Genomic DNA, 24,557 nt, shown 5'->3' with positions numbered 1-24,557 from the left:
AGCCCCAGCGCCGCGGCGGCACCGAGCCGGGAGTCGTCGCGCTCGTCCGCCGACGCCCCGGCGGTGCCGGCCGGGGCCGCGCCGGTCGCCGCGGGACGGGTGGACTCCGGCGCGGAGCCGGTCGCGGCCGGCGCGGAGCGGGTGGCGGTCGGCGGCGGCGCCGGCAGGGCGTACCGGAGGACGGGGACCGGGCCCGGCTGGCCGGCCCGCTCGGAGACGGTGAGCAGGTGGCGGCCGTCGCGGCTGTAGCTGACCGACTCCCCCTGCGGCTCGTCGGGCAGCGGCACGATCCGCGGCCGGCCGGTGGTCAGCGCGCGGACCACGTCGCCGTCCGGCACGTCGAACTCGAACGCGTCGGCGTAGGTGCGCAGCACCACCCGGCTCCGGTCCGGCGCGGTGGCCGCGCCGGTGATCACCATCCGGCCGAGGACGGAGTACGGGTTGCTGGTCGTGGTGCCGGGCAGCCGCACCTCCCCCACGCTGGTCAGCGGCGTCGTCGTGCCGGCTCGCGGGGCGCCGGCCGGGGCGTACAGCCGGCCGGTGGTCTTGGCCACGATCAGCGGCCGGCCGTCCCCGGTGATCAGCAGCGCCTCGGCGTCACGCGGACCGTCCGGATAGGTCAGCCGGTGCAGCACCGGCCGAGCCGCTCCCGGGCGGAGCCGCCACACCCCGACGGTGGGCCGGTTGCCGCCGTTGTCGCCGATGTCGGCCACCCAGAGCGAGCCGTCCGGCCCGACCGCCAGGTCCTCGGTGTCCCGGGGCAGCGAGGGATAACGGACCGTACGCACCACCGCGCACCGGGCGTCGAGGAAGAAGATCCGGCGGTGCGACTCCTGGTCCGCGCCGTCGTTGACCATCACGAACCCGTCGTCGGTGGCCACCATCCCGGAGATCTCGTCGAGCCGGCGGTCGGCCACCTCGCAGACCGGCGTCGCGGCCGGTGCCGCCACCGCCACCCCCGGCCAGGCCAGGACGGCGAGCGCCCCCGCCGCCGCGCCACAGACCCGCCAACCCCGACCCCGCCCCGCCGCACCGCGCATCGCCCCATCCTCCCCAATCCCCGCCACCGGCCCACTCCCGCCCGCCTCGCCTCCGTCGAGCAAGGGGTTCACGTCGGCCGGAACCCGGTCGAGGGACGCGATCCCCTTGATCAACTCTGCGGGGCGGACGGGGTGGGGTGGGGGTGGGAGGATGGGGGCGTGCGAGAGGTCGGGGACGACGGGCTGCCCTTCGTCGACGAGCATTCGGTGCTCGTCGCCGCCCCCGCCGACGCGGTCTGGCAGGCGCTCGCCCGGCTGGTGGCCGGTTTCCGCTCCGACGGCACCGCGCCGCTGGCGCACCTGCTCGGCGCGGTGCCGGTCCGCGCCGCTGGCACCCCGCTGGACGAGGGTGCCACGGTGCCCGGCTTCGCGGTGGCCGAGGCGGTCCCCGGGCGGTACGTGCGGCTCACCGGCCGGCACCGGTTCTCCCGCTACGCTCTGCTGTGGACGCTGACCCCGCAGCCGGACGGCACGCTGCTGAGCGCCCGGAGCGAGGCGGCGTTCCCCGGCCCGCACGGTCGGGCCTACCGCCTGCTGGTGATCACCTCGGGCGCGCACCGGACCATGGTGCGCCGGATGCTGCGAACGGTGCGCCGCCGGGCGCAGGGCTGACCCGTCGATCCGCGGAGCAGGCGGGCGCAATCGGCGGCTCATGGGGTGTTTTGCCCGGTCATGCCCGGGTAGGGCGTTAGACAGCCAGCCCGTTGTCGCTCCCTGGAGGAATTCGCCCGTGGAAGCCAGCAAGCCCGTCAAGGCCGTCAAGGACGCCGTCGAGAAGGTCGGCGACATCCTTGCCCCGGACGTGCCCGGCGCGCCCGGCAGCGCGCCGCCGACGTTCGACGAACCCACCACCCCGCACGACCCGCTGCCGCCCAAGAAGGAGCAGGGCGCGCCGGAGACCCGCACCCCGACCGGCGCCGAGACCGGCGCGCCGACCACCGCGAACGGTCAGCAGGGCGCCTACCTAACCACCGCGCAGGGCGCCCGGCTGCGGGACACCGACCACTCGCTCAAGGCGGGGCCGCGCGGCCCGATCCTGCTCCAGGACCACCACCTCCGCGAGAAGATCACCCACTTCGACCACGAACGGATCCCGGAGCGGGTCGTGCACGCGCGGGGCGCCGGGGCACACGGCGTCTTCACCGCGTACGGCACGGCGGAGGAGGTCACCCGGGCCGGCTTCCTGAAGAAGGGCCGGGAAACCCCGGTCTTCGTCCGGTTCTCCACCGTCCTCGGCTCGCGGGGCTCGGCCGACACGGTGCGCGACACCCGGGGCTTCGCGACCAAGTTCTACACCGACGAGGGCACCTTCGACCTGGTCGGCAACAACATCCCGGTCTTCTTCATCCAGGACGCGATCAAGTTCCCGGACGTCATCCACGCCGGCAAGCCGCACCCGGACCGGGAGATCCCCCAGGCGCAGAGCGCGCACGACACCTTCTGGGACTTCGTCTCGCTGCACACCGAGGCGCAGCACCACACCATCTGGAACATGTCCGACCGGGGCATCCCGCGCTCCTACCGCACGATGGAGGGCTTCGGCATCCACACCTTCCGGCTGGTCAACGAGGCCGGGGCGACCACGCTCGTCAAGTTCCACTGGAAGCCGAAGCTGGGCGTGCACTCCCTGGACTGGGAGGAGGCGCAGCTGCTCAGCGGCATGGACCCCGACTTCCACCGCCGCGACCTGTACGACGCGATCGAGGCCGGCGCGTACCCGGAGTGGGAGCTGGGCATCCAGGTCTTCCCGGACACGCCGGAGGAGACCTTCGCCGGGGTCGACCTGCTCGACCCGACGAAGATCGTCCCGGAGGAGCTGGCCCCGGTGCAGCCGGTCGGCCGGCTGGTGCTCAACCGCACGCCGACCAACTTCTTCGCCGAGGTCGAGCAGGTCGCCTACCATCCGGGCCACCTGCCGCCGGGCATCGACGTGACGAACGACCCGCTGTTGCAGGGCCGGCTCTTCTCGTACCTGGACACCCAGCTCACCCGGCTGGCCGGGCCGAACTTCCACCAGATCCCGATCAACCGGCCGCACGCCCCGGTCAACGACATGCTGCGCGACGGGTTCCACCAGCAGGCCGTGCACGCCGGGGTGGCGCCGTACCGGCCGAACTCGCTCGACGGCGGCAACCCGTTCACCGCGGGGGACGCGGAGCACGCGTTCGTCGACACGCCGGTGACGGTGGCCGAGGCGCCCAAGGTACGGGCCAACCCGGCGTCCTTCGACGACCACTACAGCCAGGCGCGGTTGTTCTGGCTGAGCATGTCGCCGGTGGAGAAGGAGCACATCATCCGGGCGTACGCGTTCGAGCTCGGCAAGTGCTACCACCAGGCGATCAAGGAACGGCAGTTGCAGTGCCTGGCCAACATCGACCCGGTGCTGTGCGGGCAGGTCGCCACCGCGCTCGGGTTGCCCGCGCCGGAGCCGACCGTGCCGTTCGTCGACGTCACGCCCAGCCCCGCGCTGTCCCAGGTGGGTGGCGAGTGGCCGGCCGACGGCCGGACGGTGGGGATCGTGGTGGACGCCGACGGCGACCACGACGGTGTCGCCCAGGTCCGCCGGGCGGTCTTCGACGCCGGCATGGTGCCGCTGCTCATCGCCGCGCACGGCGGCACGGTCGGCGACCTGCCGGTGCAACGGACCTTCGCCACCGCCCGTTCGGTGGAGTTCGACGCGCTGCTGCTGGCCGGGGCGCCGGCCCCGGCGCCGGACGCGGTGCCCGCCCGCGACGCGAAGGCGGGGGCGGCCGGCTCGCCCACCGTCGACCCCCGGGTGCTGCTGCTGGTCGAGGAATGCTGGCGGCACGCCAAGGCGGTCGGCGCCTGGGATGCGGGCGTACCCGTGCTGGAGCAGGCCGGGGTGGCCGGCACGCCCGGTGTCGTCACGGCCGGCTCGGCGACGGAGGCGCTCACCGCGGTGCAGCGGCTGATGGCCGCGCACCGGGTGTGGGAACGGTTCCCCGCCACGGTCTCCTGACGCGGTTTCCTGACCCGGTCTCCTGACCCGGTCTCCTGACCCGGTTCATGACGCGGTTTTCTGACGCGTGCGAGGGCTGCCCGCCGGTGCACCGGCGGGCAGCCCGCTTCGGGTCCGCCCGGGCGGACCCGAGCGCGCCCCGGCCGGTCAGCCGGACGGGTTGCTGTTCAGCGCCGTCGTCTCGATCTTGTCGAGCTTGCGGATCTCGATCTGGTCGAGCTTGCCGGTCTCCTTCTTCTCGACCTTGCGGCTCTCGGGCTTCTTCATGCCGTCCACCTCCCTTCACCCCGTCGGCGGGTACGGCTGATCTCCCGGCGGACCCGCTGGCCATGCCGGTGCCACCAGGCTCTGGTCCACAGCACGAGGCACAGCAGGCTGACGCCGACGAACGCCGCCGCGTCGAACAGTTCCGCGGCGGTGCCTCCGGCGACGACCGTGTGCGCGGCCGTGGTGAACAACGTGACGCTGACCGGCAGCGTGACCAGCGCCGCGACGGCCAGGCAGGCGATGGTCCCGACGACGAGCACGACGGTGTAGACGCGCACCGCGACCCGCTCGCGCGGCGTCAGCCGTCGGCTCGGGTCCTCGCCCGGCCCACCTCGGCGCAGCACCCGCCGGCCCAGGTGGCGGGCGTACGCCGAGCCGTCGGCGTACAGGTTGGCGCAGCCGGTCAGGTCCTGGAGGACGAAGTACGCGTCGGTGCGCATGAAGACCAGGAACTGGGCGGGGACCAGGGTCAGCGAGAGCAACCCGACCGCCGCCAACAGGTCACCGGCCGTCCCGGCCGGGCCGGTGCCGGCGAGCACCAGCACGGCGGCGGCGGACACCACCAGGTTGAGCGCGATCCCGGCGAGATAGACGGTCAGCCGCGCCCGCCGCGGCGCGGCCCACACCCCGCTGACGTCGGTCTGCGCCACCAGGAACTGCAGGCGGGTGCCGAGGCTCATCCGCCCCGGCGCGCCGGCGGCCCGCGCGGTCAGCAGGTGGGCGAACTCGTGCAGCAGGATCAGCGACCAGACGATGACGAAGTTGCCGAGCAGCACCAGCCCGCTGCTGCCGCTCCACAGCAGGTCGCGGTGGCTCGGCGCCAGAGTGGGGTCGACCGCGATCGCCGCCAGCGCCGCGACGACGAGCGCCGCGGCGGCCAGGGCGACCGCCGGGTGCAGCAGCCAGCGCACGTGCGCCGGCCGCAGCCACGGCAGCATCGACCGGGGTACGGGTGGCTGCGCCAGCGCGCGGTCGTCGAGCTCGGCGACGAACCCGAGGTCGACCAGGGACGCGACGAAGGCGGCCACGTCGACGTCGGCGCCGGTCTCCGCCCGCAACCGGGCGCGTACCTCGTCGACCGTGCCGTCCGCCAGCAGGGTGACGGCCCGCCGCCCGACGGGCGGCACCGCGATGAACTCGCCGGTCTCGACCCGCCCGACGATCCACGAATCGCCCTCGGCGCGCAGGTGCAGCGGGTGCAGCCGGACCCGGGTCGTGCCGGTGACCGTGGTGGGGGCGCTCATCGCAGCGCCCCGCAGGCCGGGCAGTCGGCTCGGCGTGGGTCGTCGAGGGTGAACGTCGCATCCAGCGCCATCAGGTTCACCGCGTCCACCCGGCCGGGCGGCCGCGCCGGCACCCCGGTGATCAGGGCGAGCGCGTGGTGCGCCGCGAGGTAGCCGGAGATGCCCGCCGACGGCGCGGCCACCGCGTTCGCCACCGCCGCGTTGCGCAGCGCGGTGTCGGCGTACTCGATCCCCACGGCGCGGTGGCGGTCGCCGTCCGCCGCGCGGACGCACTCCCAGCAGGGCCCCGCGCCCGGCACGTACGAGCCGACCTGCACCAGCGGGCCGTGGTAACCGGCGTCCACCCAGGCCGTGCCGGTGGCCAGGCAGGCGCGGTTGGTCCAGATCCGGACGTCCGGCTGCGGCCGGTCGGCGGAGAGGACCAGCACGTCGCACTCCTTCGCCAGGGCGGCGACGTCGTCGGCGCAGCCGACCCGCTGCCGTACGCCGGTGACCTCGACGGCGGAGTTCAGCCCTCGCAGCCGGGCCACCGCCGCGTCGACCTTGGCCAGGCCGATGTCCTGCTCGGTGTAGAGCACCTGACGGTTCAGGTTGGACAGTTCCACCACGTCGGCGTCGACGCAGACCAGCCGGCCCACCCCGCTGGCGGCCAGGGCCAGCGCGGCCACCCCGCCGGTGCCACCCAGCCCGACCAGGGTGACCCGGGCTCGGCGCAGCGCGACCTGCGGCTCCCAGGTGCTGGCCCGCGGGGTCAGGTCCATCCACCGGAAGTACGCCCGGCTCCGGTCGAAGCGTTCCTTGTCGCGCTCGGTCAGCTCCGGCGGGTCGGGCGCGCCGGCGTCCTCGACGTACCCGGACTCGACGAAGCGGGCCAGCGCGGCGCGGATCGCCTCGGGTGACTCCGCCGGGTGCGCGTCGCGCACCCGCCGGACGATCCGGTCGACGCCACGGGTGCCGTCCATCGCCTGCAACAGGGTCCAGACGGCGCCGCTCGGGTCCGCCACCTCGGCGGCGATGCCGTAGGTCGGCCCACCGATGCGTACGCCGCCGTCGACGCGGTAGGGGTGGTGCTCGGGCTTGACGCGTGGACGCCTCATGGCCATCTCCCCCGTGAGACTGCCGTCGTGCGTGTCGCTGTCCGCCAGCCTTCTCCGACCGCTCATCGTTGTCAATGCACTGCCCACCCCCGAGCGGCCGGCACGGCCCGCCGCCGCCCCCGACGCCGCTCCCGACGTCAATCTTGGACAGCTTCCGTTCGCGGCTGACGGCAACTGTCCACGATCGCGCGCGGTGGCGCCGGCGGGCGACGTTCGGCGGGTTTGTGGGGCGCTCGTTGCCCGGTTTGTCGGTCCCACCTCATCGTCGACCGGACGCGAGGCGAGATCTTGGCAAGTTGTCGTTCGGCGCGAAGAGGAAGTCGCCAAGATCTGCCCGGCAGGCGTCCGTCGGGGGCCCCAAAGCCGGCCCGACGTCGCCAGGCGGATGGTCGACGCATCGGCCGACGTCATCCACGAATTTGCCCCATTGAGCGCATGGGAGCGCTCCCGTAACATACCTGACGCGGCTGTTAACGCTCACAAAATAATCACTCCTACGAATGCGTAAGCCGCCACCACCACAGGAGGTTGCGTTATGTCCAGATCCAGGGCCGCCAATGTCGGGCTGGTGTCGGCCGGCGTCGCGCTGCTGGCGTCGGCGGGGGTCGTCGCCGCGCTGCCCGCCGGGGCCGCGGCGGCGGGCTGCTCGGTGAACTACGCCGTGTCGTCACAGTGGCAGGGCGGCTTCGGCGCCAACGTCACCATCACCAACCTCGGCGATCCCGTCTCCAGCTGGACGCTGACCTGGTCCTTCGGCGCCGGTCAGACCGTCACCCAGTTCTGGAACACCAGCCTGACCCAGAGCGGCGCCAACGTCACCGCCAGGAACGTCGACTACAACGGCGCCATCCCCACCAACGGCACCACCTCGTTCGGCTTCAACGGCTCCTGGGGCAGCAGCAACCCCGCCCCCACCAGCTTCGCCCTCAACGGGGTCACCTGCACCGGCGGCACCACCCCCACCACGTCACCGACCAGCTCGCCGACCGCGTCGCCGACGAACTCGCCCACCCCCGGCCCGACGCCGACGACCACGCCCCCGCCGACCGGCACGTGCAACCTGCCGTCGTCCTACCGCTGGTCGTCGACCGGGGCGCTGGCCCAGCCGAAGTCGGGCTGGGTGTCGCTGAAGGACTTCACCGTCGTCCCGTACAACGGCAAGCACCTGGTCTACGCCACCACGCACGACTTCGGCTCGTCCTGGGGCTCGATGAACTTCAGCCCGTTCACCAACTGGTCGGACATGGCCACGGCCAGCCAGAACGGCATGTCGCAGGGCACGGTCGCGCCGACGCTGTTCTACTTCGCCCCGCGCAACATCTGGGTGCTCGCCTACCAGTGGGGCGGCACCGCGTTCTCCTACAAGACCTCCACCGATCCGACCAACCCGAACGGCTGGTCGTCGGCGCAACCGCTGTTCACCGGCAGCATCTCCGGCTCCGGCACCGGCCCGATCGACCAGACGCTGATCGCCGACGACCAGAACATGTACCTGTTCTTCGCCGGGGACAACGGCAAGATCTACCGGGCCAGCATGCCGATCGGGAACTTCCCCGGCAACTTCGGTTCGAACTACACGACCATCATGAGCGACAGCACGAACAACCTGTTCGAGGCGGTGCAGGTCTACAAGCTGCGGGGCCAGAGCCGCTATCTCATGCTCGTCGAGGCGATCGGTTCGCAGGGCCGCTACTTCCGGTCATTCACCGCCACCAGCCTCAACGGCACCTGGACCCCGAACGCCGCCACCGAGAGCAACCCCTTCGCCGGCAAGGCCAACAGCGGCGCCACCTGGACCAACGACATCAGCCACGGCGAGCTGATCCGCACCACCGCCGACCAGACCTTCACCGTCGACCCCTGCAACCTCCAGCTGCTCTACCAGGGGCGGTCTCCCAGCTCCGGCGGCGACTACGGTCTGCTGCCCTACCGGCCGGGTCTGCTGACCCTCCAGCGTTGACGGTTCGAGGAGAGTTCTCGTGAGAAGACTCAGATTGCGCCGTACCGCGCTGGTGACGGCCGGCACCGTGCTGCTGGCCTCGGCGGCGGCCGCGGTGGCGATGCCGGCCGGGGCCGCGGCCGCCGGCTGCGCGGTGAACTACGCCGTGTCGTCACAGTGGCAGGGCGGCTTCGGCGCCAACGTCACCATCACCAACCTCGGCGACCCGGTCTCCAGCTGGACGCTGACCTGGTCCTACAGCGCCGGCCAGACCGTTGCCGAGGCGTGGAACGCCACCGTCAGCCAGAGCGGCGCCAACGTCACCGCCAGGAACGTCAGCTACAACGGCGCCATCCCCACCAACGGCACCACCTCGTTCGGCTTCAACGGCTCCTGGGGCAGCAGCAACCCCGCCCCCACCAGCTTCGCCCTCAACGGGGTCACCTGCACCGGCGGCACCACGCCGACCACCTCACCCACGACGTCACCGACGCCGACGCCGACACCGACGCCGACGACGTCGCCCACCACTCCACCGCCGGCCGGGCCGGCGGACATCACGGTGAACACCGCCACCCGGTACCAGACGGTCGACGGGTTCGGGGCCGCGGTGTCGATCTGGGGTGGCGCGTGGTCGACGGCCGAGACGCAGACGCTGGTCGGGCTGGGCCCCAACCAGCTCGGCCTGTCCATCGTGCGCACCGGCCTCTCGCCGGTGTCCAGTGAGTGGTCGACGCAGGTGAGCGCCCTGAAGACGGCGAAGTCGTACGGGTCGAACGTGAAGATCATGGCGTCGCCGTGGACGGCGCCGGCGGCCTGGAAGACGAACAACAGCCGGATCAACGGCGGCAAGCTGAAGACCGACTACTACGACGACTACGCCAACCACCTGAACAGCTACGTGCAGTACATGCGCAACCAGGGCGTGACGATCGACGTCACGTCGGTGCAGAACGAGCCGGACTGGCACCCGGACTACGACTCGATGGACTGGAGCGGCACCGAGCTGCAGACCTTCGTCCGGGAGCAGGGCGCCAAGGTGCAGAACACCAAGCTGATGGTCGCCGAGGCGGTGAACCTGAACTACAGCTACACCGATCCGACCCTCAACGACGCGACCGCCCGCAACAACATCGGCTACATCGGCGGGCACCTCTACGGCACCGAGGCGTCGGGCCGGCTGAAGCCGTACACCCTGGCCCAGCAGTACAACAAGCCGGTATGGATGACCGAGTGGAACCTGCACGAGGCCGACGGCAGCGGCTCCAACATCTGGGGCAACCCCAGCAACACGGCGGTCTGGAACGAGACGCTGGACGACATCATGCGCACCGTGCACAAGTCGATGGAGTCCAACTGGAGCGCCTACATCTGGTGGTACGGCAAGCGCTACTACTCGTTCATCGGCGATGGCGAGTCCGCGTACGGCACCACGGCGGGCGCCCCGCTCAAGCGCGGATACGCGTTCTCGCAGTTCGCCAAGTACGTCCGCCCTGGTTACCAGCGGATCGGCCTGACCAAGAGCTCGAAGGCGTCGCCGCTGGAGGTGACCGCCTACCAGGGTGACGGGAAGGTCACCCTGGTGATCCTCAACCGGTCGACCAGCGCGGTGAACAACGCCATCATCCAGGCACCGCAGAACGTCTCGAAGGCGGAATACGTGGCCACCTCGCAGAACGCGAGTGCGGCCAGCCAGCCGGCCGGCGTGAACGGAAACCAGGTCTCCGTGAACGTCGGCGCACGCAGCATCTCCACCGTCGTGCTCACCCTCTGAGGAGGGCCGGGGGTGTGGGTGCGAACCCGCACCCCCGAACGCGCACCGTCACGGTGGGCGGGAGTCGAACGAGGCGCGGGCGGCCAACAGCTCGGACATGTTCGCTCGGCTCCACGTCCGCGCGGCCTCGATGAGTGTCAGCAGGCTCCGACCGAGCGGCGTCAGCGCGTACTCGACGCGGGGTGGGTTCTCGTCGTAGGACGTACGCGTGATGAGGCCGTCCCGGGCCATGGCCCGCAGGGTCTCCGTCAGGACCTTCGGCGTGACCGTACGCAGCGGCACCCGCAGTTCGGTGAAGCGGCGCGGCCCGTGCTCCAGGCACAGCACCACCATCCCGGTCCACTTGTCGCCGATCCGGAAGGGCAGCGCCGCCGACGGGCACGCCGGGTCGAACATGTCCGCGTCGAGCCGTGACGTCACCGCTCCACCATAGGCCGGTATCGTTGCGGTAACCGGTGGTCACCCGACTAGCGTCGCCCCATGACCAGCATCGCGATCTTCGGAGCCGGTGGTCGGGCCGGTCGCGCCACCGCCGCCGAGGCGCACCGCCGCGGAGTCCACGTCACCTCGGTGGTCCGGGACCCGCGCAGACATCCCGACATCCCCGCCGCGGTACGCGGTGACGTCACCGACCCGCAGTCGATCTCCGCCCTCGCGCAGGGCCATGACGCCGTGGTCCACGCGGTCAGCCCCGCGTCCGACCCCGCGGCCCTCGCCGCCGTCGGCCTCGATCCGGAGTTCTACGTCAGGGCCGCTGACGCCCTGCTCGCGGGTCTCGCCCAGGTCGGTGTGCCCCGACTGGTCGTCATCGGCCTGTTCGCCAACCTGAGGAGCCCGGACGGTCGGCTGCTGCTCGACGATCCCACCGTCCTGCCCGTCGAGTTGCGACCCTTCGCCCTCGCCCACACGGCCGGCCTGGACCGGCTCCGGGCGGCAGCAACCCCGGTCGACTGGCTCGTGCTCACCCCGCCCGCCGGATTGCGCCCGGACGCACCCCGCACCGGCCGCTACCAGCTCGGCGGGGAGCACGCCCCGGACCCGGCGGTCGCCCAGCTCTCGTACGCCGATCTGGCCGTGGCGACGATCGACGAGGTCGAGTTTCCGCGCCACCATCGCACCCGCGTCTCCGTCTTCGCCGACGCCCGGCAGCGCACCGACGGTGCGAACGGCCACCCCAGCCCGCCCCGCTAGGCCCTGTCCTGTCGATCATGTCGGTGCGAGGCGCGGTCCAGGCGGCGGTCCGGCAAGGCGGCGGTTCGTGCGGATACCGGTGTTGTATCCGGACGAACCGACAACGCCGCCGGTCGCCGTCTGGGCCCGCCGCAGCCCGGCAATGATCGGCAGGACAGGGCCTAGTCCGGGTAGGACGGGTCGAGCACCATCTCCCGGATCTCCAGGATGCCGGGCCAATACGGGGAGACCGGGTCGGTGCCGCGGCGCAGCCAGAGGGTCGTGCCGTCGGTGGCCGTGGCGGTCTCGATCACGTGGTCGGCGTCCCCCTCGATCCGCCCGGTCTCGACCGGGCCCAGGCCGAGCCGCTCCGCCTCGGCCCGCAGGTCGCCGCGGGCGAGGTACGACAGAGCGGCGCGGCCCGGATCCACCCCGACCGCGGCGGGCTCGACGCGGGCCAGCCACGGCGCCAACGCCGCCACCGTCCCGGCGATCGTGGTCGCCGGGACGGCGACGAAGAGCCGGGCGACGACCTCGTCCTCGGCCGGTTCGATCTCCAGCGTGCGGTCGGGGGTGAGGCCGGTGCCGTGGGTCTCGCCCTCCCAACCCATCTCCTGGCTGGCCCGATCAATCACCAGGCGGGTGGCCGGCGGGCCGGACGGGGGTCCCATGGTTTCGGCGTAGCGGACATTCGGCGAGTAGCCGAAGTCCTGCTCGCGCCAGCCGAAACGGCGCAGCAGCGGGTGGGCCAGGTCGTGCATGGCGCGTTCCTCGTTCCCGGCGACGCGCCAGCCCGACAGCAGCAGGTCGGCGCGTTCGACGTCGACGTCCATCCCGTCGGCGCCGATCTCGTCGGCGAGCGGAGCGTATCGGCGCAGGGTTTCGGCGGCGTCCGCGGTGCCGCGCTCCAGCCTGAGCATCGCCTGCATCCTGAACGGCGGCCTGTCCTTGGGCACAGCTGCTCCTCACCGGTGAATGGGGCCTGGTGAATTCGGCCCCATTGTCCACACCGCGAAGGCCCGCGTGGGGACGCCACCATGGCACCACCCGGCTCCCGCCTGACGCGGCACCACCCGGCCCCCGGCCTGGCGCAGCACGGCCGGCGCCGCCTTCGATCGCCGATTACCGACGCGGCGTCGACGCGCTCGATCGGATCACCGGACGCTGAACGATCCGGCCGTCGCCCCCGTACCCATCGCCGACAGGGACATCGTCCGGAACCGCGATGCCGGAGCGGCCACGAGAGGCGATACCTGCGTCTCACTTCGCACCGCGGAGCGGCGGCGCGGCACGCCTGCCGCGCCGACCCTCCAGGTCAACCAAAGGAGAGGTGCATGGCCAGGGGTACGCGCAACAACGCGGTCCTGAAACTCGGCGGGGTGGGCGCCCTCGCGGCGCTCCTGCTCGCCGGCGGGCTGCAACTGGCGTCCGCCGACACCAACGGCGGCGGGGCCGCCTCGGCCGCGCAGACCGTGAACTGCCCGACCGTACGCGACAAGCTGCCCGCAGTGCCGGCGGCGGCGAAGGCCGAGGTGGATCGCGAACTGGCCAACCTGGACCAGGAGATCGCCCGGCAGAACGAGCGGCTGGCCCGGCTCGCGGTGAAGCCCGAGGGCGGGCCGAACTTCGTCAACAACGCCATCCTCGGACCGCTGCGGGCCAAGCGCACCGCCGCGCTCGACCGGATCGAGATCGCCTTCAACCGGATCGGCGCGCAGCGCCCGAACCTGGACGCGCTGGCCAGCTGCGGGCTCAACTCCCCCGGCGTGCCGAGCGCCGTCAACGGCGGCCCCGCCCCGGGCGGGGCGACCGGCCAGAACGGCGGCCAGAACGGCGCGGCCGGCCAGAACGGCGCGGCCGGTGGGCAGAACGGCGGGGCCGCGGCGCCCGGGCAGGCCCGCACCGTGAACTGCCCCGGCGTGCGGCTCAACGCCGTGCCGGCGGCCGCCGCCGGTCAGGTGCAGGTCGAACTGGCCAACCTGGACAAGCAGATCGCCGAGGCGAACGCCCGCCTGGCCCAGCTCGCGATCCGACCGGAGGGCGGGCCGGCCTTCATCGACAACGCGATCCTCGGGCCGCTGAAGAGCAAGCGAGGCGCCGCGCTCGACCGGATCGAGATCGCCTTCAACCGGGTCGGCGCGCAGCGCCCGAACCTGGACGCGCTGGCCGCCTGCGGCCTGAACTGAGGTGTTAGGAGGGGCCCCTTCCTATCGCCTGGGCGATAGGAAGGGGCCCCTCCTAACCAGCGGGCCGCGGCCCGGCGGCGCGCCTCCCGCGCACGCAACTGCGCAGCTCACCAGGATCAGCACCGGTCGACGGGCCGCCGCCGGCCGCGCGGGCAGGGGCGGGAGCGGCCGACGCCACCCCGCCCCCCACGCCGGCGGCTAACTGGCGTACGTCTCGAACTCGCCGACCTTCGGCGTACCGTTCGAGCTGTTGATCTTGAAGTTGATCTTCGTCAGTGAGGTGGCGGTGAAGGTGATGGAGCCCGCCCCGCTCCCGGCGGCCAGCACGGCCCCGGTGTCGTTGTTGACCAGCTGCCACGACCCGATCGAACCCTGGGTGCCGGACGGCTCGCGGATGATTACCCGCGACACCCGGGTGGCCGAACCCCACTTGATCGAGATGGTGCCGGTCGACCCGGTCGGCGACCAGTACGTGCCGAGGCTGCCGTCACGCACGTTGCCGTAGCTGGTCCCGCTGGCCTTGCTGGAACCGTCGGCCCCGGCGCCGGAGGCGAGGCTGAGGTTGGTCCCGCTGGGCGGCGGCGGGGTGCTCGTCGGCGGCGGCGTGGTCGGCGCGGGCGTGGTCGGCCCCGGGGTGGTCGGCGACGGGCTCTGCGGTGAGCAGTTCCCGTCCGACACCCGCAGGCCCGTGTTGGCGCCCGCCGTCTGTCGGACGATGTCCGGCACGCAGCTCGCCCCGTCGAGACGGTACGAGTACGGGATGCTGACGGTGGTGTTGGACGTCGGGTTCGGCCCGGCCGGGTAGTTGTCGCTGCCGGCGGCGGACCAGGTCACGTTGTCGAAGATGTTGCCGCTGACCTGCCAGTAGCCGCGCTCGCTGGTATAGAACGTGCCGAGCACGTCCTTGGAGTTGCGGAAGTAGTTGTTCTCCACCTTCGCCTTGGCGCCGGCCCGGGAGTTGATGCCGGACTCGTGCAGGCCGGAGTAGTGGTTGTTGTAGATGTGGGCGATGCCGCCGCGCAGCAGCGGCGTACGGGAGTCGATGTTCTCGTAGAGGTTGTGGTCGAACGTGATGAACCCGTTCGAGCGGTCGCTCTCGCTGGACCCGATCAGCCCGCCCCGGCCGGAGTTGCGCAGGATGCTGTAGGAGAGCGTCACGTACTGGGTGTCGTCCTTCATGTCGAACAGGCCGTCGAAGCCCTCGGCCTCCCCGCCCGACGCCTCCAGCGTCACGTGGTCCACCCAGACGTTACGCACCGAACTCTCCATGCCGATGGCGTCACCGCCGTTGGAGGTGGGCGAGCCCGACTTCTTGACGTTGCGCACCGTGACGTTCTGGATGATGATGTTGCGCGACTCGCGGATGTGGATGCCGAGCTGGTCGAAGACCGCGCCGCTGCCCACCCCGACGATGGTGACGTTGCTGATCTGCTTCAGCTCGATCACGCCGGCCGCGGTGTTGCAGCTCGAACCCGACACCTTGGCCGTGTTGCCGTGGTTGATGGTCCCGGAGACCTCGATGATGATCGGGGTGCTGCTGCTGGCCCGGTTGCACAGCGCCGTGTGGATCGCGGTGCCCGTGGTGGCCCGTACCGTCTGCCCGCCGGCGCCGCCGGTGGTCCCGCCGTTCTGGGTCGCGTAGCCGGTGGCGTTGCCTACCGCCGCCGACGCCTGGGGATTCGGCAGCGCCACGCCGATCGCAATTCCCACCGCCGCGGTGGCCACTGTGGCCTGAAGTCGCAGTGCGACTGATCGCTTCATTCTCGCCTCACTTCGCCATTTCGAATAATTGCCGTCGGGCGGGCGGCAACCGCCGCCGAGCAGCGAACCTGGCTGCTTCGGAAGGTTTTTGCCCGAACCGGAAAGCTGATGAGCGGCAACGCGATCGGGCGCGTCGCCGGCGGCACCCATTCATTTGCGGCGCCCGGCCCGCAATTGAAACATCGATGTAACGCAATGGTATGGAAGCGCTTTCGTTCAAGGCAAGAGATGGCGTTTGCAGGTTTTTTGCACTGGCTCAGCCCAGGCCGAGACCCCGGGCGAGGGGCGCGATCGCCGGTGCGGCGTCCGGCCGGTCGGCGACCTGCGCGACCACCTGACGTGCCGCCGGCCGGTGCCGGATCTCGGCCGGCGCCAGGACGTCCGCCCGCACCAGGACGCCCGCCGCGCGGCTCAGGGCCGCTGTGGTTCTTCCGGCGTACCCGTCCGGGCTACTGCTCGGAGGATGCCGTCGAGGCCCTCCTCGAACAGCAGGTCGTCGTCCCATCGGGCGTCGTCGAGGTGACCGGAGGCGGTCAGGGTGGGATAGGCGTTGGCGTGCGCGGTGACATGCTCGCGGGCGGCGGCCCTCGCCTGCGGGTCCGCCGTCCGGCGCCACGTCGCCTCCGTCAGCGAGGCACCGATGACGTAGTTGGCCAGCACTCGCGTGACCACCGCCAACTGCCGCCCGGAGTGGCCGCCGCGTACCAGCGCCGCTTGCAGGAACTCGGTGCGGGCCAGGACGTTGGGTCCGAGCATCGGCCGCCCTACCAGCCCTGGCGCCCAGGGGTGGTCCAGCATGGCACTGCGCCATCCTCGGGTGAGGGCGCGGATGTCCCCCGCCCAGTCGTCGCTCACCTCGGGGATCGGCACGTCACCGAAGATCCGGTCGACGGCCAGGTCCAGGACGTCGTCCTTCGTTTCCACATGCCAGTACAGCGCGGTGGCCGTCACGTCGAGTTGCTGGGCGAGGCTACGCATCGTCAGGCCCTCGACGCCGTGCTGGTCGAGCAGGGCAACCGCCGCGTCCACGATGCGCTCAAGGGTCAGCGGCGGTTTCCTTCGGGCCCGGGACGGCTCCGCCCGCAGCCATACCGGTGACGGCTTACGGCCATCCCGCTGTCCAGCCGGAGAGGTGATCGGCGCGTCCGGCTCTACCGTGCTCATGGCATCACTCTAGACCCATGGACAAGTAACTTAACGCCGATAAGCTAGCCGAACACGCCCGCCAGCCTGGCCATCAGCAAGGAGGTCGCCCCATGCCGCTACTGCGAGTCCACCTGGACAGCGACCGGACCACCGCTCGTCGGGTCCTGGCCCTGCACCAGGCCGGCAGCATCCACCACGAGTCACGGGAAGCCGCCCGGGAGCAGGTATGGCGCCAGGGCCGCACCCCGGCCGGTGACCCGGTCTTCGTCGGGATCACGAACGGCCGCCGCAACGTGCAGCTCCTCTACGACGTCGAGGTCTATTCGGACACCGGCCCCTGACACCATGGGCCCGCGCCGCGCGAGCGGCGGCGCAGTTGGCGGCAAGGCCGTACGGGCGGCGCCTTGTCACGGCCGTAACCGCGCGCCGCCGCGGGTGCGCTGGATCAGCACGACGCAGGCCAGCACCGCCCCCGCCACCAGCAGCGCGCCCGGCGTGACCGCCTCACCCAGCAGCACGGCCGACCAGATCAGCGTGAGCACCGGCTGGACGAGCTGGATCTGGCCGACCTTGGCGATGCCGCCCCGGGCCAGCCCCGCGTACCAGGCGAAGAAGCCGAGGAACATCGAGACCACGGTGAGGTAGCCGAAGGCGGACCAGCCGGCGATGCCGGCCTGCGGGCGGTGCGCGATCGCGGCGACCGTGGTGATGGGCACGGTGGCCGGCAGGGAGAGCAGCAGCGCCCAGCAGATCGTCCGGGCGCCGCCCAGTTCGCGGGCCAGCACGCCGCCCTCGGCGTACCCGAGGCCGCACAGCACCACGGCGGCGAGCAGGAACGCGTCGGCCAGGGACAGCGTCCCGCGTATCGAACCGCTGCCGGCCAGGAAGGCGAGCACCAGCGCCAGCCCGGCGGTGCTGGCGATCCAGAACAGCGGCGGCGGTCGTTCGCCGGCCCGCAGCACCGCGAAGACCGCCGTCATGGCCGGCAGCACGGTGACGACGACCGCGCCGTGCGCGGAGGTCTGCGTGGTGAGCGCGAGCGAGGTGAACAGCGGGAAGCCGACGACGACGCCGAGGGCGACGATCGACAGCCGCCGCCACTGGTCCCGGTTGGGGCGTGGCGCCCCGGTCAGCCCCAGGTACGCCCCGGCGAGCAGCGCCGCGCCGACGGCCCGGCCGAACGCCACGAACCACGGGTCCAGGGTCTGCACCGCGACGCGGGTGGCCGGCAGCGACATGCTGAAGGCGAGCACGCCCAGGGCGCCGAGGGCGATGCCCGCGCCGGGGCTCACCGTTACCGGTGCGGGAGCAGTAGCGCTACGCTGATCCGTCATGGATGATGGTAGCGCTATCGACCGGGTCGTCCACCACCTGCGGGGGCTGGTGGCGGCGGCCACCCCGGGCCGGCAGCTGCCATCGGTCCGGAAGCTGACCGGCCACCTGCACGTCTCCCCGGTGACCGTCGCCGAGGCGACCCGCCGGCTCGTCGCGGAAGGGCTGGTGGAGACCCGCTCGGGTCGCGGCTCCTTCGTGGCGCCCCGGCGCGCCGATCCGCCCCGCCCGGACCTGTCCTGGCAGACCGTGGCGCTCGGCCCCGGGCGCGCGGGTGAGAACGAGATGCAGGCGCTACTGGCGTTACCGCCAGCCGGCGCGATCCCACTGAGCGGCGGCTACCTGGACCCGGATCTCCAGCCCGCCGCCGCGCTCGGCGCGGCGCTCGCCCGCGCGGCCCGGCACCCGGCGGCCTGGCAACGCGGTCCGGTGGAGGGGCGGGCCGACCTGCGGGCCTGGTTCGCCCGCGAGGCCGGCGGGAGCCTGCGGGCCGAGGACGTGGTGATCTGCCCGGGCGGTCAGGCGGCGCTCTCCTCCGCCCTGCGGGCGCTCACCACGCCCGGCGACACCCTGCTCGTGGAGTCCCCCACCTACCTGGGCGCGCTGGCCGTCGCGCACGCCGCCGGGCTGCGGGTGGCGCCGGTGCCCGCCGACGCCGACGGGGTACGCCCCGACCAGCTCGCCGCCGCGTTCGCCCGCACCGGCGCCCGGTTGTTCTACTGCCAGCCGTTGTACGCCAACCCGCACGGCGCGACGCTCGCCCCCGCCCGGCGCGCCCAGGTGGTCGCGGCGGTCCGCGACGCGGGCGCGTTCCTGATCGAGGACGACTACGCCCGCGACCTGACCATCGACGGCGAGGCCCCGCCCCCGCTGGCCGCCGACGACCCCGACGGACACGTCATCTATCTGCGCTCGCTGACCAAGTCGGCCGCGCCGAGCCTGCGGATCGCCGCGCTCGCCGCCCGGGGGCCGGCCGGTGCCCGGCTGCGCGCCGCCCGGCTGCTCGACGACTTCTTCGTGGCCGGGCCGCTGCAACAGGCCGCGCTGGAGTTCCACACCGCACCGGCCTGGGACCGGCATCGCCGTACGCTGCGCAAGGAGCTGCGGGCCCGCCGGGAGGCGCTGCTCGCGGCGCTGCACCGGCACCTGCCGGCGCTGGCCCCGCGCGACGTTCCCCGTGGAGGCCTGCACCTGTGGGTCCGGCTGCCGGACGGCACCGACGACGTCGCGCTGACCGCCGCAGCCGCCGCCGAGGGCGTCGTCGTCTTCCCCGGCCGCCCCTGGTACGCCGCCGAACCCCCGGCGCCGCACCTGCGCCTGACCTACGCCGCCGCCCCACCGCATCTGATGGACGAGGCCGTCCGCCGGCTGGCTGTCGCACTCGCGGAATCGACCACGGGATGCGCGGCGACGGCAGCAACTGCGACAGGTGCCCGGTGACGCTCCGTCGGGCACAGTGTTCCTATGGGTGACTCACCGCGCGACGCAGAGCCAGGGCCGACAGTTCGAATCGCCGTGCTCGGGGAGCCCGGCCTGCACCGGACGCTCGTGGCCGGGGTGGTCGCGGCGGCACCCGGCTTCGAGGTGGTGGTGGAGGGTGAGGCAGCCCTCGCCGACCTGGGCCGGCTTCCCGACGCTCGCCCCGACCTCGTGCTGGTCGACCTCACCGCGGAGGACGAGCCGGCTGGCGTGGTCGCGGCGCTGCGCGCCGCCGTGCCGCGGTGCGCGGTCGTGGTGCTGACGGACCGGCCGACCGCCCAGGTGCTGCGGTGGGCGCTACGCCTGCGGGTCTGCGGAGTCGTCGCCATGGACGTGCCGCCCGAGGAGATGGTCGCCCAGTTGCGGACGGTCGCCGACGGGCGCCGCAGCATCGACCCGCTGACCGCCCTCGCCGCCCTCGACACCGCGGTCAACCCGCTCAGCGAACGGGAACGGGAGGTGGCCACCTACGCCGCGAAGGGCCTGCGGAGCAGGGAGATCGCCGAACTGCTGCACCTCGCGCCGGGCACGGTCCGCAACCACCTGTCCAGCTTCCTGCGCAAGGCCGGTGGCCGAAACCGCTGGGAGGCGGTGCGGCGGGCCCAGGAGGTCGGCTGGATCTGACGACACCGGACAGTCCTGTTGCCGGGACCGAATATTGGTGACATGGTTGACGACTGGTTACCACCCGTTCACGATTCGTCAGGAGAGGCGGGAGGCATAGCTGGGAGTCGATATGGTCCGCACACTGCTCGCGCTCAACGGCCGACTGGTCCGGGGTGCCCTCGCCCACCTGCTGGCCGCGCAGGGCGACATCGACGTCGTCGCTGAGGCCGCCACCGCCCACGACCTCCGGGTCGCGCTGCTCGGCGAACGCCCGGACGTCGCCGTGATCGACTTCGACGTCGTACCGGTGCACCAGCTGACCCGGCTCGCCGCCGCAGCCGACGGCAGCCACGGCGGCCGACTGCTGGTGCTGGTGGACCAGCGTCGCGCCGGGCGGATCCGCTCGGTGCTCACCGAGCATCGCGGGTGGATCGGCTTCCTCAACCGGGACGTGCCACCCGGACTGATCGCCGAGGGGGTACGGAAGATCGCCAACGGTCAGCTCGTGCTCGACCCGGACCTGGTCGTCGCCGCGCTCGAAATGGCGGACAATCCGTTGACCCCGCGCGAGCGGGAGGTGCTCGACGTGGCGGCCGACGGCCTGCCGGTCCGGGAGATCGCCCAGAAGCTGGGCGTCTCACCCGGAACGGTGCGCAATCACCTGTCCCGCATCATGGCGAAGACCGGGGCGCGGACCCGCTGGGAAGCGGTGCGGACCGCCCAGGACTCGTGCTGGATCTGACCCGTTCGCCCTCCCAGTAGCCCACCAGTTCCCGGTAGGCCGCCGAGCTGTCCAGCAGCCCCCGGTGACTGTCCAGGTGGGCGTGCTCACCGTCCAGCAGCAGTACCCGCCGGGCCCGCACCGCCGAGCTGATCCGGTGTGCGATCACCACGAGGGTGCCGGGCCGGGCGGCGAAGGCCAGTTCCAGGCGTGCTTCGGTGGCCGGGTCCAGGTGGCAGGTCGCCTCGTCGAGGATGACCAGCGGTGCCGGCGAGAGCCAGGCACGCAACAGGGCCACCTGCTGGCGTTCCCCGGCGGAGAGGCCCGCCGGCCGCAGGGTCGCGTCCAGGCCGCCGAGCCGGGTCACCAGGCCGGCCAGGCCCAGTTGGTCCGCCGCCCGGGTGATGGCCGCGTCGTCGAGGTCGGGTCGCAGGTACCGGAGGTTGTCCCGCATCGTGCCGGTGAACACGTACGCCTCCTGCGGGATCAGCACCCGGCGGGCGGCCCGCTCAGCCGCGTCGAGGTCGTCCACCGGCGTCCCGGCGAGGTGGACCGTGCCGGACTGGGGGCGCAACACCCCGGCCATCAACCCCGCCAGGGTGGACTTGCCGATGCCGCTCGCGCCGACGATCGCCAGGTGGTCGCCGGCCGGCACGGCCAGGTCGAGGCCGTCGAGCACCGGCACGGCGTGCGGCCCGTACCGGAAGGTCACCGCCCGCAGCGACAGCGCGGGCGCGGCCGGGTCGGGCGGCGACCCGGCCGCCGCGACGCGGGGCTCCGCCGGGGGTACGCAGGTCCGCAGCAGCCGATCGAGGGTGACCACGAAGCGGAGACCGCCCGCCGCCACTCCCTGGAACAGGGTGTGCAGCGCCGGCTGGATGCCGTGTACGACATAGACCAGCGCGCCGAGCAGCGCGCCCGGCCCGAGGCCCTGCCCGAGCAGCCACGGGGCGGCGAGCAGCAGCACCGGCACCGGCAGCCAACCACCGACGGCCAGGCTCAGGCTCCGCGCGGCGGCCATGGTGGCCAGCCGCCGCTCCACCCCCGCCTGTGCGTCGACGTCATCGCCGAGCCAGCCGACGACCCGGTCCCCGCTCCCGCTGACCGTGACGTCGCGATGCCCGGCCACCGCGACGACCGCGTCCCGGCCGAGCCGCTCACCGGCCCGGACGTACTCGCGCTGCCGGGCCACCATCGCCGGTAGGGCCGCCGCGAAGAGCAGGAGCCCGACGAGCACCGGCGCGATCACCAGCAGCGCGACCGGGGCGGCCAGGGACAGCAGGCCGACCACGGCGGCACCGGCGGCGAACACGAAACCCCGGACCACCATCAGCAGGCCGGCCCAGGTGTCCCGGACCATCTCCACCTGGTGGGTCAGCCGGGTCACCGCCGCGTCGTCGCCCCGCCCGTCGCTCGCGCCGGCCAGCGTGCCGGCCACGACCCGGCGCAGCAGGTCGTCCCGGAACGGTTCCACGACCTCCCCCAGCAGCCCGTACGCCTGCCGGGTGCCGAGCGCGCCGACCAGCACGGCGAGCGCCAGCAGACCCAACCAGAGCAGCCCGACGCCGGGCCGGCCGGCCAGGAACCCCTCGTCCACGGCCCGGGCGGTCAGCAGGCCGGTCAGCGCCGCCGGCAGCGCCTCGGCCAGCGACCAGCCGGCCAGGCGCAGCAGCGGGCCGCGCCGCGCCGACAGCGCCGCCCGGGTCACCGCACCCACAGTGGTCACGACCGGAACACCGCCCGGTAGGCCGGGTCCGCCCAGAGCACCTCGTGCGGGCCCACCGCCCGTATCCGGCCGCCCTCCACCCAGGCCACCAGGTCGGCGCGGGCGGCCGTGCCCACCCGGTGGCTCACCACCACCCGGGTACGCCGGTCGTGGTGGCCGGTGAGCGCGTCCACCACCCGGTGCTCGGTGACGGTGTCCAGGCTGGACGTCGCGTCGTCGAGGATCAGCAGCCGCTCGGCCCGCAGCGCGCGGGCCAGCCCGAGCCGCTGCCGCTCGCCGCCGGAGAGGGCCAGCCCGGTCAGCGGGGTGCGGTAGCGCTCGGGCAGCAGCCGCAGCACGTCGTGCACCTGCGCCGCCCGGGCCAGCGGCACCGGGTCGTCGCCGCAGCCGACCGCCTCGCCGACCGTCGCACCGACCAGGACGGGCCGCTCGAAGCCGTAACCGACCGCCCGGCCCAGCGTCGCCGGCGTCAACTCCCGCAGCGGCACGCCGTCCAGTCGTACCTCGCCGGCGTCCGGGTCGCGCAGCCGGCCGGCCACCGCCGCCAGCAGTGACTTGCCGGCGCCGGACGGCCCGACAACGGCCAGCAGCGTCCCGCCCGGCACCCGCAGGTCGACCCGGTCGAGCAGCGGCCGTCCGTCCTCGCCCCGGACGCCGACGCCGCACAGCTCCAGCCGACCCGGTCCGGGCGGCAGGTCCCGGGCACCGTGTCGGCGGGCCGGTTCGTCGAGAATCTCGGCGGCCCGGGCGCAGCCGGCGCGGACCCGGACGGCGGTGTTGACGGCGGCGATCGCGGCGCCCAGTCCCGCCCCGATCGCGGCGTACTGGAGGGCGGCGAGCAGTTCACCGGGAGTCAGCCGCCCGGCCGACAGCGACCAACCACCGACCGCCACGACCGCCAGTTGCAGCAGCGGGTTGAGCAGGGCCCCCCGGGCGGACGCCCCGGCGAGCACCCGCCAGGTGCGGACGCCGTGGCGGTGCAGCTCCGGCAGCGGGGTGAGTACCCGGTCGACCTCCCGTCCGGCGGTGCCGGCGGCCGTGATCGTCCGCGCGCCGGCGAGCGCCTCGACCAGCCGCCCGGCCAGGTCCCCCTGGGCCCGCTGGTAGCCGGCGACCGCGCCGGAGGCCGCGCTGACGAAACGCCGCAGCAGCACGGCCAGGAGCACCAGTCCCACCACGAAGGTCAGGCCGAGCCAGGCGTCGATCAGGGTGAGCGCGACCAGACTGCCAAGCGGCGGCAGCAGCACGCTACCGGCCAGGACGACGGTCGGGGCGGCCTGCCCGGCGTCGGCGACCTGCCCCACCAGCCGGCCGACCAGATCACCCACCGGCCGGCGGCCCACGGTGCGCGGATCGAGGGCGAAGAGGTGGCGGATCAGGGCGTGCCGCAGCGCGGCCACCGACCGGGCCCCGGCCACGCCGGTGCCGTAGTCCTGCACGGCCCGGGTGCCGATCAGCACCAGCACCAACGCGGCGACCACGACGATCCACCGGCCGGACGAAGACTGCGGCCCGGCACCGACGGCGGCGTCCACCGCGCGGCCCAGGACGGCGGGCAGCGCCAGCTCGGCCGCCACCTCGACCACGGCGAGCACCGCCAACGTCGGGGTCCACCAGCCGGCGAAACCCACGGCGCGCAGTGCGAGCCGGTCGGCGGGGGTCATCGGGCCTCCCACGGGCGCGGGCCCCGGACCGGCGTGAGCCGGCCCGGGGCCAAGCGACTGATCGTCAGTTGCAGGTGGTGACGCTCAGCGAGCTGTCGCCGCAGAGCAGCAGGCTGGCGCGGCTGCCACCGCCGGTGCGCTCGGCGGCCGGCAGTTCCATTCCCTGGAGGTCGAGCAGAGCCATGTCGGTTCCTCTTTCTCTCGTGACGTCGGTCGTCGGTCGGGCGGTCATCGCGATCGATGACCGGCGGGTCACTTGCAGGTGGTGACGCTCAGCGAGCTGTCGCCGCAGAGCAGCAGGCTGGCCTGGCTGCCACCGCCGGTGCGCCCGGCGGCCGGCAGCTCCATCCCCTGAAGATCGAGCAGAGCCATGTCGATTCACCTCCTCTCGGGTCGCGTCGGGTCGGGTCACCCCGGGGAAGCCG

22 protein-coding genes and 1 pseudogene are annotated in these 24,557 nt (G+C 73.1%); 10 read left to right on the top strand and 13 right to left on the bottom strand.

Annotated elements, in window-relative coordinates; translation table 11 throughout:
• Nucleotides 1-1,040 (bottom strand): annotated as a pseudogene (locus K7640_RS06230) (hypothetical protein); the annotation flags it as partial.
• 159 nt (nucleotides 1,041-1,199) lie between these two features.
• Between K7640_RS06230 and K7640_RS06225 the strand changes: the two are divergent.
• Nucleotides 1,200-1,652 (top strand): hypothetical protein, encoded by a 453-nt coding sequence (locus K7640_RS06225; RefSeq protein ID WP_222953700.1) that lies wholly within the window; start codon nucleotides 1,200-1,202, stop codon nucleotides 1,650-1,652.
• Nucleotides 1,653-1,770: 118 nt separating this feature from the next.
• Nucleotides 1,771-4,020 carry a catalase gene (locus K7640_RS06220; protein WP_308042470.1) on the top strand — a complete coding sequence of 750 codons (2,250 nt, stop codon included), beginning with the start codon at nucleotides 1,771-1,773 and terminating at the stop codon, nucleotides 4,018-4,020.
• Between the two features lie 263 nt (nucleotides 4,021-4,283).
• Here the strand turns inward: K7640_RS06220 and K7640_RS06215 are convergent, their stop codons facing one another.
• The gene (locus K7640_RS06215; protein ID WP_222953698.1) at nucleotides 4,284-5,531 is read right to left on the bottom strand and encodes a hypothetical protein; all 1,248 of its coding nucleotides are present in this window, start codon (nucleotides 5,529-5,531) and stop codon (nucleotides 4,284-4,286) included.
• Nucleotides 5,528-6,628, bottom strand: coding sequence for a ThiF family adenylyltransferase (locus K7640_RS06210; RefSeq protein WP_222953697.1), 1,101 nt, complete (start codon nucleotides 6,626-6,628; stop codon nucleotides 5,528-5,530). The genes K7640_RS06215 and K7640_RS06210 overlap by 4 nt, the downstream gene beginning before the upstream one ends.
• 535 nt (nucleotides 6,629-7,163) lie before the next feature.
• On the opposite strand from K7640_RS06210, the gene K7640_RS06205 reads away from it, so the two are divergent.
• Nucleotides 7,164-8,588, top strand: a complete 1,425-nt coding sequence (locus K7640_RS06205; protein ID WP_222953696.1) for a non-reducing end alpha-L-arabinofuranosidase family hydrolase — start codon at nucleotides 7,164-7,166, stop codon at nucleotides 8,586-8,588.
• Nucleotides 8,589-8,688: 100 nt separating this feature from the next.
• Entirely contained in the window at nucleotides 8,689-10,341 is a 1,653-nt protein-coding gene (locus K7640_RS06200; protein WP_255608333.1) for a cellulose binding domain-containing protein, read from the top strand.
• 48 nt (nucleotides 10,342-10,389) lie between these two features.
• Here the strand turns inward: K7640_RS06200 and K7640_RS06195 are convergent, their stop codons facing one another.
• Nucleotides 10,390-10,761 (bottom strand): helix-turn-helix domain-containing protein, encoded by a 372-nt coding sequence (locus tag K7640_RS06195; RefSeq protein ID WP_308042469.1) that lies wholly within the window; start codon nucleotides 10,759-10,761, stop codon nucleotides 10,390-10,392.
• A 60-nt stretch (nucleotides 10,762-10,821) separates the two neighbouring features.
• Here K7640_RS06195 and K7640_RS06190 point away from each other — a divergent pair, with 60 nt between their 5' ends.
• Nucleotides 10,822-11,532, top strand: coding sequence for an NAD(P)-dependent oxidoreductase (locus K7640_RS06190; RefSeq protein WP_222953694.1), 711 nt, complete (start codon nucleotides 10,822-10,824; stop codon nucleotides 11,530-11,532).
• Between the two features lie 161 nt (nucleotides 11,533-11,693).
• Here K7640_RS06190 and K7640_RS06185 read toward each other — a convergent pair whose 3' ends face one another.
• A complete protein-coding gene (locus tag K7640_RS06185; protein WP_255608332.1) occupies nucleotides 11,694-12,440 on the bottom strand; it encodes a hypothetical protein in 747 nt (248 codons plus the stop codon).
• Nucleotides 12,441-12,845: 405 nt separating this feature from the next.
• Between K7640_RS06185 and K7640_RS06180 the strand changes: the two genes are divergently transcribed.
• Nucleotides 12,846-13,697 carry a hypothetical protein gene (locus tag K7640_RS06180; protein ID WP_222953692.1) on the top strand — a complete coding sequence of 284 codons (852 nt, stop codon included), beginning with the start codon at nucleotides 12,846-12,848 and terminating at the stop codon, nucleotides 13,695-13,697.
• A 198-nt stretch (nucleotides 13,698-13,895) separates the two neighbouring features.
• On the opposite strand, the gene K7640_RS06175 is transcribed toward K7640_RS06180, so the two are convergent.
• From K7640_RS06175 to K7640_RS06170, 3 genes are all read right to left on the bottom strand, one after another.
• The gene (locus tag K7640_RS06175; RefSeq protein WP_222953691.1) at nucleotides 13,896-15,458 is read right to left on the bottom strand and encodes a polysaccharide lyase family 1 protein; all 1,563 of its coding nucleotides are present in this window, start codon (nucleotides 15,456-15,458) and stop codon (nucleotides 13,896-13,898) included.
• 256 nt (nucleotides 15,459-15,714) lie between these two features.
• The gene (locus K7640_RS29985) at nucleotides 15,715-15,849 is read right to left on the bottom strand and encodes a hypothetical protein (RefSeq protein ID WP_255608101.1); all 135 of its coding nucleotides are present in this window, start codon (nucleotides 15,847-15,849) and stop codon (nucleotides 15,715-15,717) included.
• A 20-nt stretch (nucleotides 15,850-15,869) separates the two neighbouring features.
• Nucleotides 15,870-16,622 carry a TetR/AcrR family transcriptional regulator gene (locus K7640_RS06170; RefSeq protein WP_222953690.1) on the bottom strand — a complete coding sequence of 251 codons (753 nt, stop codon included), beginning with the start codon at nucleotides 16,620-16,622 and terminating at the stop codon, nucleotides 15,870-15,872.
• Between the two features lie 92 nt (nucleotides 16,623-16,714).
• Between K7640_RS06170 and K7640_RS06165 the strand changes: the two genes are divergently transcribed.
• Entirely contained in the window at nucleotides 16,715-16,945 is a 231-nt protein-coding gene (locus K7640_RS06165; protein WP_222953689.1) for a hypothetical protein, read from the top strand.
• A 66-nt stretch (nucleotides 16,946-17,011) separates the two neighbouring features.
• On the opposite strand, the gene K7640_RS06160 is transcribed toward K7640_RS06165, so the two are convergent.
• Nucleotides 17,012-17,938: a DMT family transporter gene (locus K7640_RS06160; RefSeq protein WP_255608100.1), complete on the bottom strand. Its 927-nt coding sequence runs from the start codon at nucleotides 17,936-17,938 to the stop codon at nucleotides 17,012-17,014.
• Here K7640_RS06160 and K7640_RS06155 point away from each other — a divergent pair.
• From K7640_RS06155 to K7640_RS06145, 3 genes are all read left to right on the top strand, one after another.
• The gene (locus K7640_RS06155; protein ID WP_222953688.1) at nucleotides 17,937-19,376 is read left to right on the top strand and encodes a PLP-dependent aminotransferase family protein; all 1,440 of its coding nucleotides are present in this window, start codon (nucleotides 17,937-17,939) and stop codon (nucleotides 19,374-19,376) included. The genes K7640_RS06160 and K7640_RS06155 overlap by 2 nt on opposite strands.
• 75 nt (nucleotides 19,377-19,451) lie before the next feature.
• Nucleotides 19,452-20,039: a response regulator transcription factor gene (locus K7640_RS30730; protein ID WP_222953687.1), complete on the top strand. Its 588-nt coding sequence runs from the start codon at nucleotides 19,452-19,454 to the stop codon at nucleotides 20,037-20,039.
• 112 nt (nucleotides 20,040-20,151) lie between these two features.
• Nucleotides 20,152-20,763 carry a response regulator transcription factor gene (locus K7640_RS06145; RefSeq protein ID WP_222953686.1) on the top strand — a complete coding sequence of 204 codons (612 nt, stop codon included), beginning with the start codon at nucleotides 20,152-20,154 and terminating at the stop codon, nucleotides 20,761-20,763.
• Here the strand turns inward: K7640_RS06145 and K7640_RS06140 are convergent.
• From K7640_RS06140 to K7640_RS06125, 4 genes are all read right to left on the bottom strand, one after another.
• A complete protein-coding gene (locus tag K7640_RS06140) occupies nucleotides 20,693-22,468 on the bottom strand; it encodes an ABC transporter ATP-binding protein (RefSeq protein WP_222953685.1) in 1,776 nt (591 codons plus the stop codon). The genes K7640_RS06145 and K7640_RS06140 overlap by 71 nt on opposite strands.
• Nucleotides 22,465-24,132 (bottom strand): ABC transporter ATP-binding protein, encoded by a 1,668-nt coding sequence (locus K7640_RS06135; RefSeq protein ID WP_222953684.1) that lies wholly within the window; start codon nucleotides 24,130-24,132, stop codon nucleotides 22,465-22,467. The genes K7640_RS06140 and K7640_RS06135 overlap by 4 nt, the downstream gene beginning before the upstream one ends.
• A gap of 64 nt (nucleotides 24,133-24,196) precedes the next feature.
• Nucleotides 24,197-24,316 carry a SapB/AmfS family lanthipeptide gene (locus K7640_RS06130; RefSeq protein WP_088647629.1) on the bottom strand — a complete coding sequence of 40 codons (120 nt, stop codon included), beginning with the start codon at nucleotides 24,314-24,316 and terminating at the stop codon, nucleotides 24,197-24,199.
• Between the two features lie 68 nt (nucleotides 24,317-24,384).
• On the bottom strand, nucleotides 24,385-24,504 hold the full coding sequence (locus tag K7640_RS06125) for a SapB/AmfS family lanthipeptide (RefSeq protein WP_222953683.1): 120 nt from the start codon (nucleotides 24,502-24,504) through the stop codon (nucleotides 24,385-24,387).
• Nucleotides 24,505-24,557: the final 53 nt, after the last annotated feature.

Source organism: Micromonospora sp. PLK6-60 (assembly GCF_019890675.1).
GTDB lineage: Bacteria > Actinomycetota > Actinomycetes > Mycobacteriales > Micromonosporaceae > Micromonospora.
This window is presented reverse-complemented; position numbering and strand designations above follow the sequence as displayed.

What these genes read in the sequence shown, in the direction of transcription:
- K7640_RS06185 (WP_255608332.1), bottom strand. Translation starts at nt 12,440, where the DNA reads ATGCAGGCGATGCTCAGGCTGGAGCGCGGCACCGCGGACGCCGCCGAA.
- K7640_RS06200 (WP_255608333.1), top strand. Translation starts at nt 8,689, where the DNA reads ATGCCGGCCGGGGCCGCGGCCGCCGGCTGCGCGGTGAACTACGCCGTG.
- K7640_RS06215 (WP_222953698.1), bottom strand. Translation starts at nt 5,531, where the DNA reads ATGAGCGCCCCCACCACGGTCACCGGCACGACCCGGGTCCGGCTGCAC.
- K7640_RS06160 (WP_255608100.1), bottom strand. Translation starts at nt 17,938, where the DNA reads ATGACGGATCAGCGTAGCGCTACTGCTCCCGCACCGGTAACGGTGAGC.
- K7640_RS06165 (WP_222953689.1), top strand. Translation starts at nt 16,715, where the DNA reads ATGCCGCTACTGCGAGTCCACCTGGACAGCGACCGGACCACCGCTCGT.
- K7640_RS06130 (WP_088647629.1), bottom strand. Translation starts at nt 24,316, where the DNA reads ATGGCTCTGCTCGACCTCCAGGGAATGGAACTGCCGGCCGCCGAGCGC.
- K7640_RS06155 (WP_222953688.1), top strand. Translation starts at nt 17,937, where the DNA reads ATGGATGATGGTAGCGCTATCGACCGGGTCGTCCACCACCTGCGGGGG.
- K7640_RS06125 (WP_222953683.1), bottom strand. Translation starts at nt 24,504, where the DNA reads ATGGCTCTGCTCGATCTTCAGGGGATGGAGCTGCCGGCCGCCGGGCGC.
- K7640_RS06170 (WP_222953690.1), bottom strand. Translation starts at nt 16,622, where the DNA reads ATGAGCACGGTAGAGCCGGACGCGCCGATCACCTCTCCGGCTGGACAG.
- K7640_RS06205 (WP_222953696.1), top strand. Translation starts at nt 7,164, where the DNA reads ATGTCCAGATCCAGGGCCGCCAATGTCGGGCTGGTGTCGGCCGGCGTC.
- K7640_RS06175 (WP_222953691.1), bottom strand. Translation starts at nt 15,458, where the DNA reads ATGAAGCGATCAGTCGCACTGCGACTTCAGGCCACAGTGGCCACCGCG.
- K7640_RS06180 (WP_222953692.1), top strand. Translation starts at nt 12,846, where the DNA reads ATGGCCAGGGGTACGCGCAACAACGCGGTCCTGAAACTCGGCGGGGTG.
- K7640_RS06210 (WP_222953697.1), bottom strand. Translation starts at nt 6,628, where the DNA reads ATGAGGCGTCCACGCGTCAAGCCCGAGCACCACCCCTACCGCGTCGAC.
- K7640_RS06190 (WP_222953694.1), top strand. Translation starts at nt 10,822, where the DNA reads ATGACCAGCATCGCGATCTTCGGAGCCGGTGGTCGGGCCGGTCGCGCC.
- K7640_RS06135 (WP_222953684.1), bottom strand. Translation starts at nt 24,132, where the DNA reads ATGACCCCCGCCGACCGGCTCGCACTGCGCGCCGTGGGTTTCGCCGGC.
- K7640_RS06145 (WP_222953686.1), top strand. Translation starts at nt 20,152, where the DNA reads ATGGTCCGCACACTGCTCGCGCTCAACGGCCGACTGGTCCGGGGTGCC.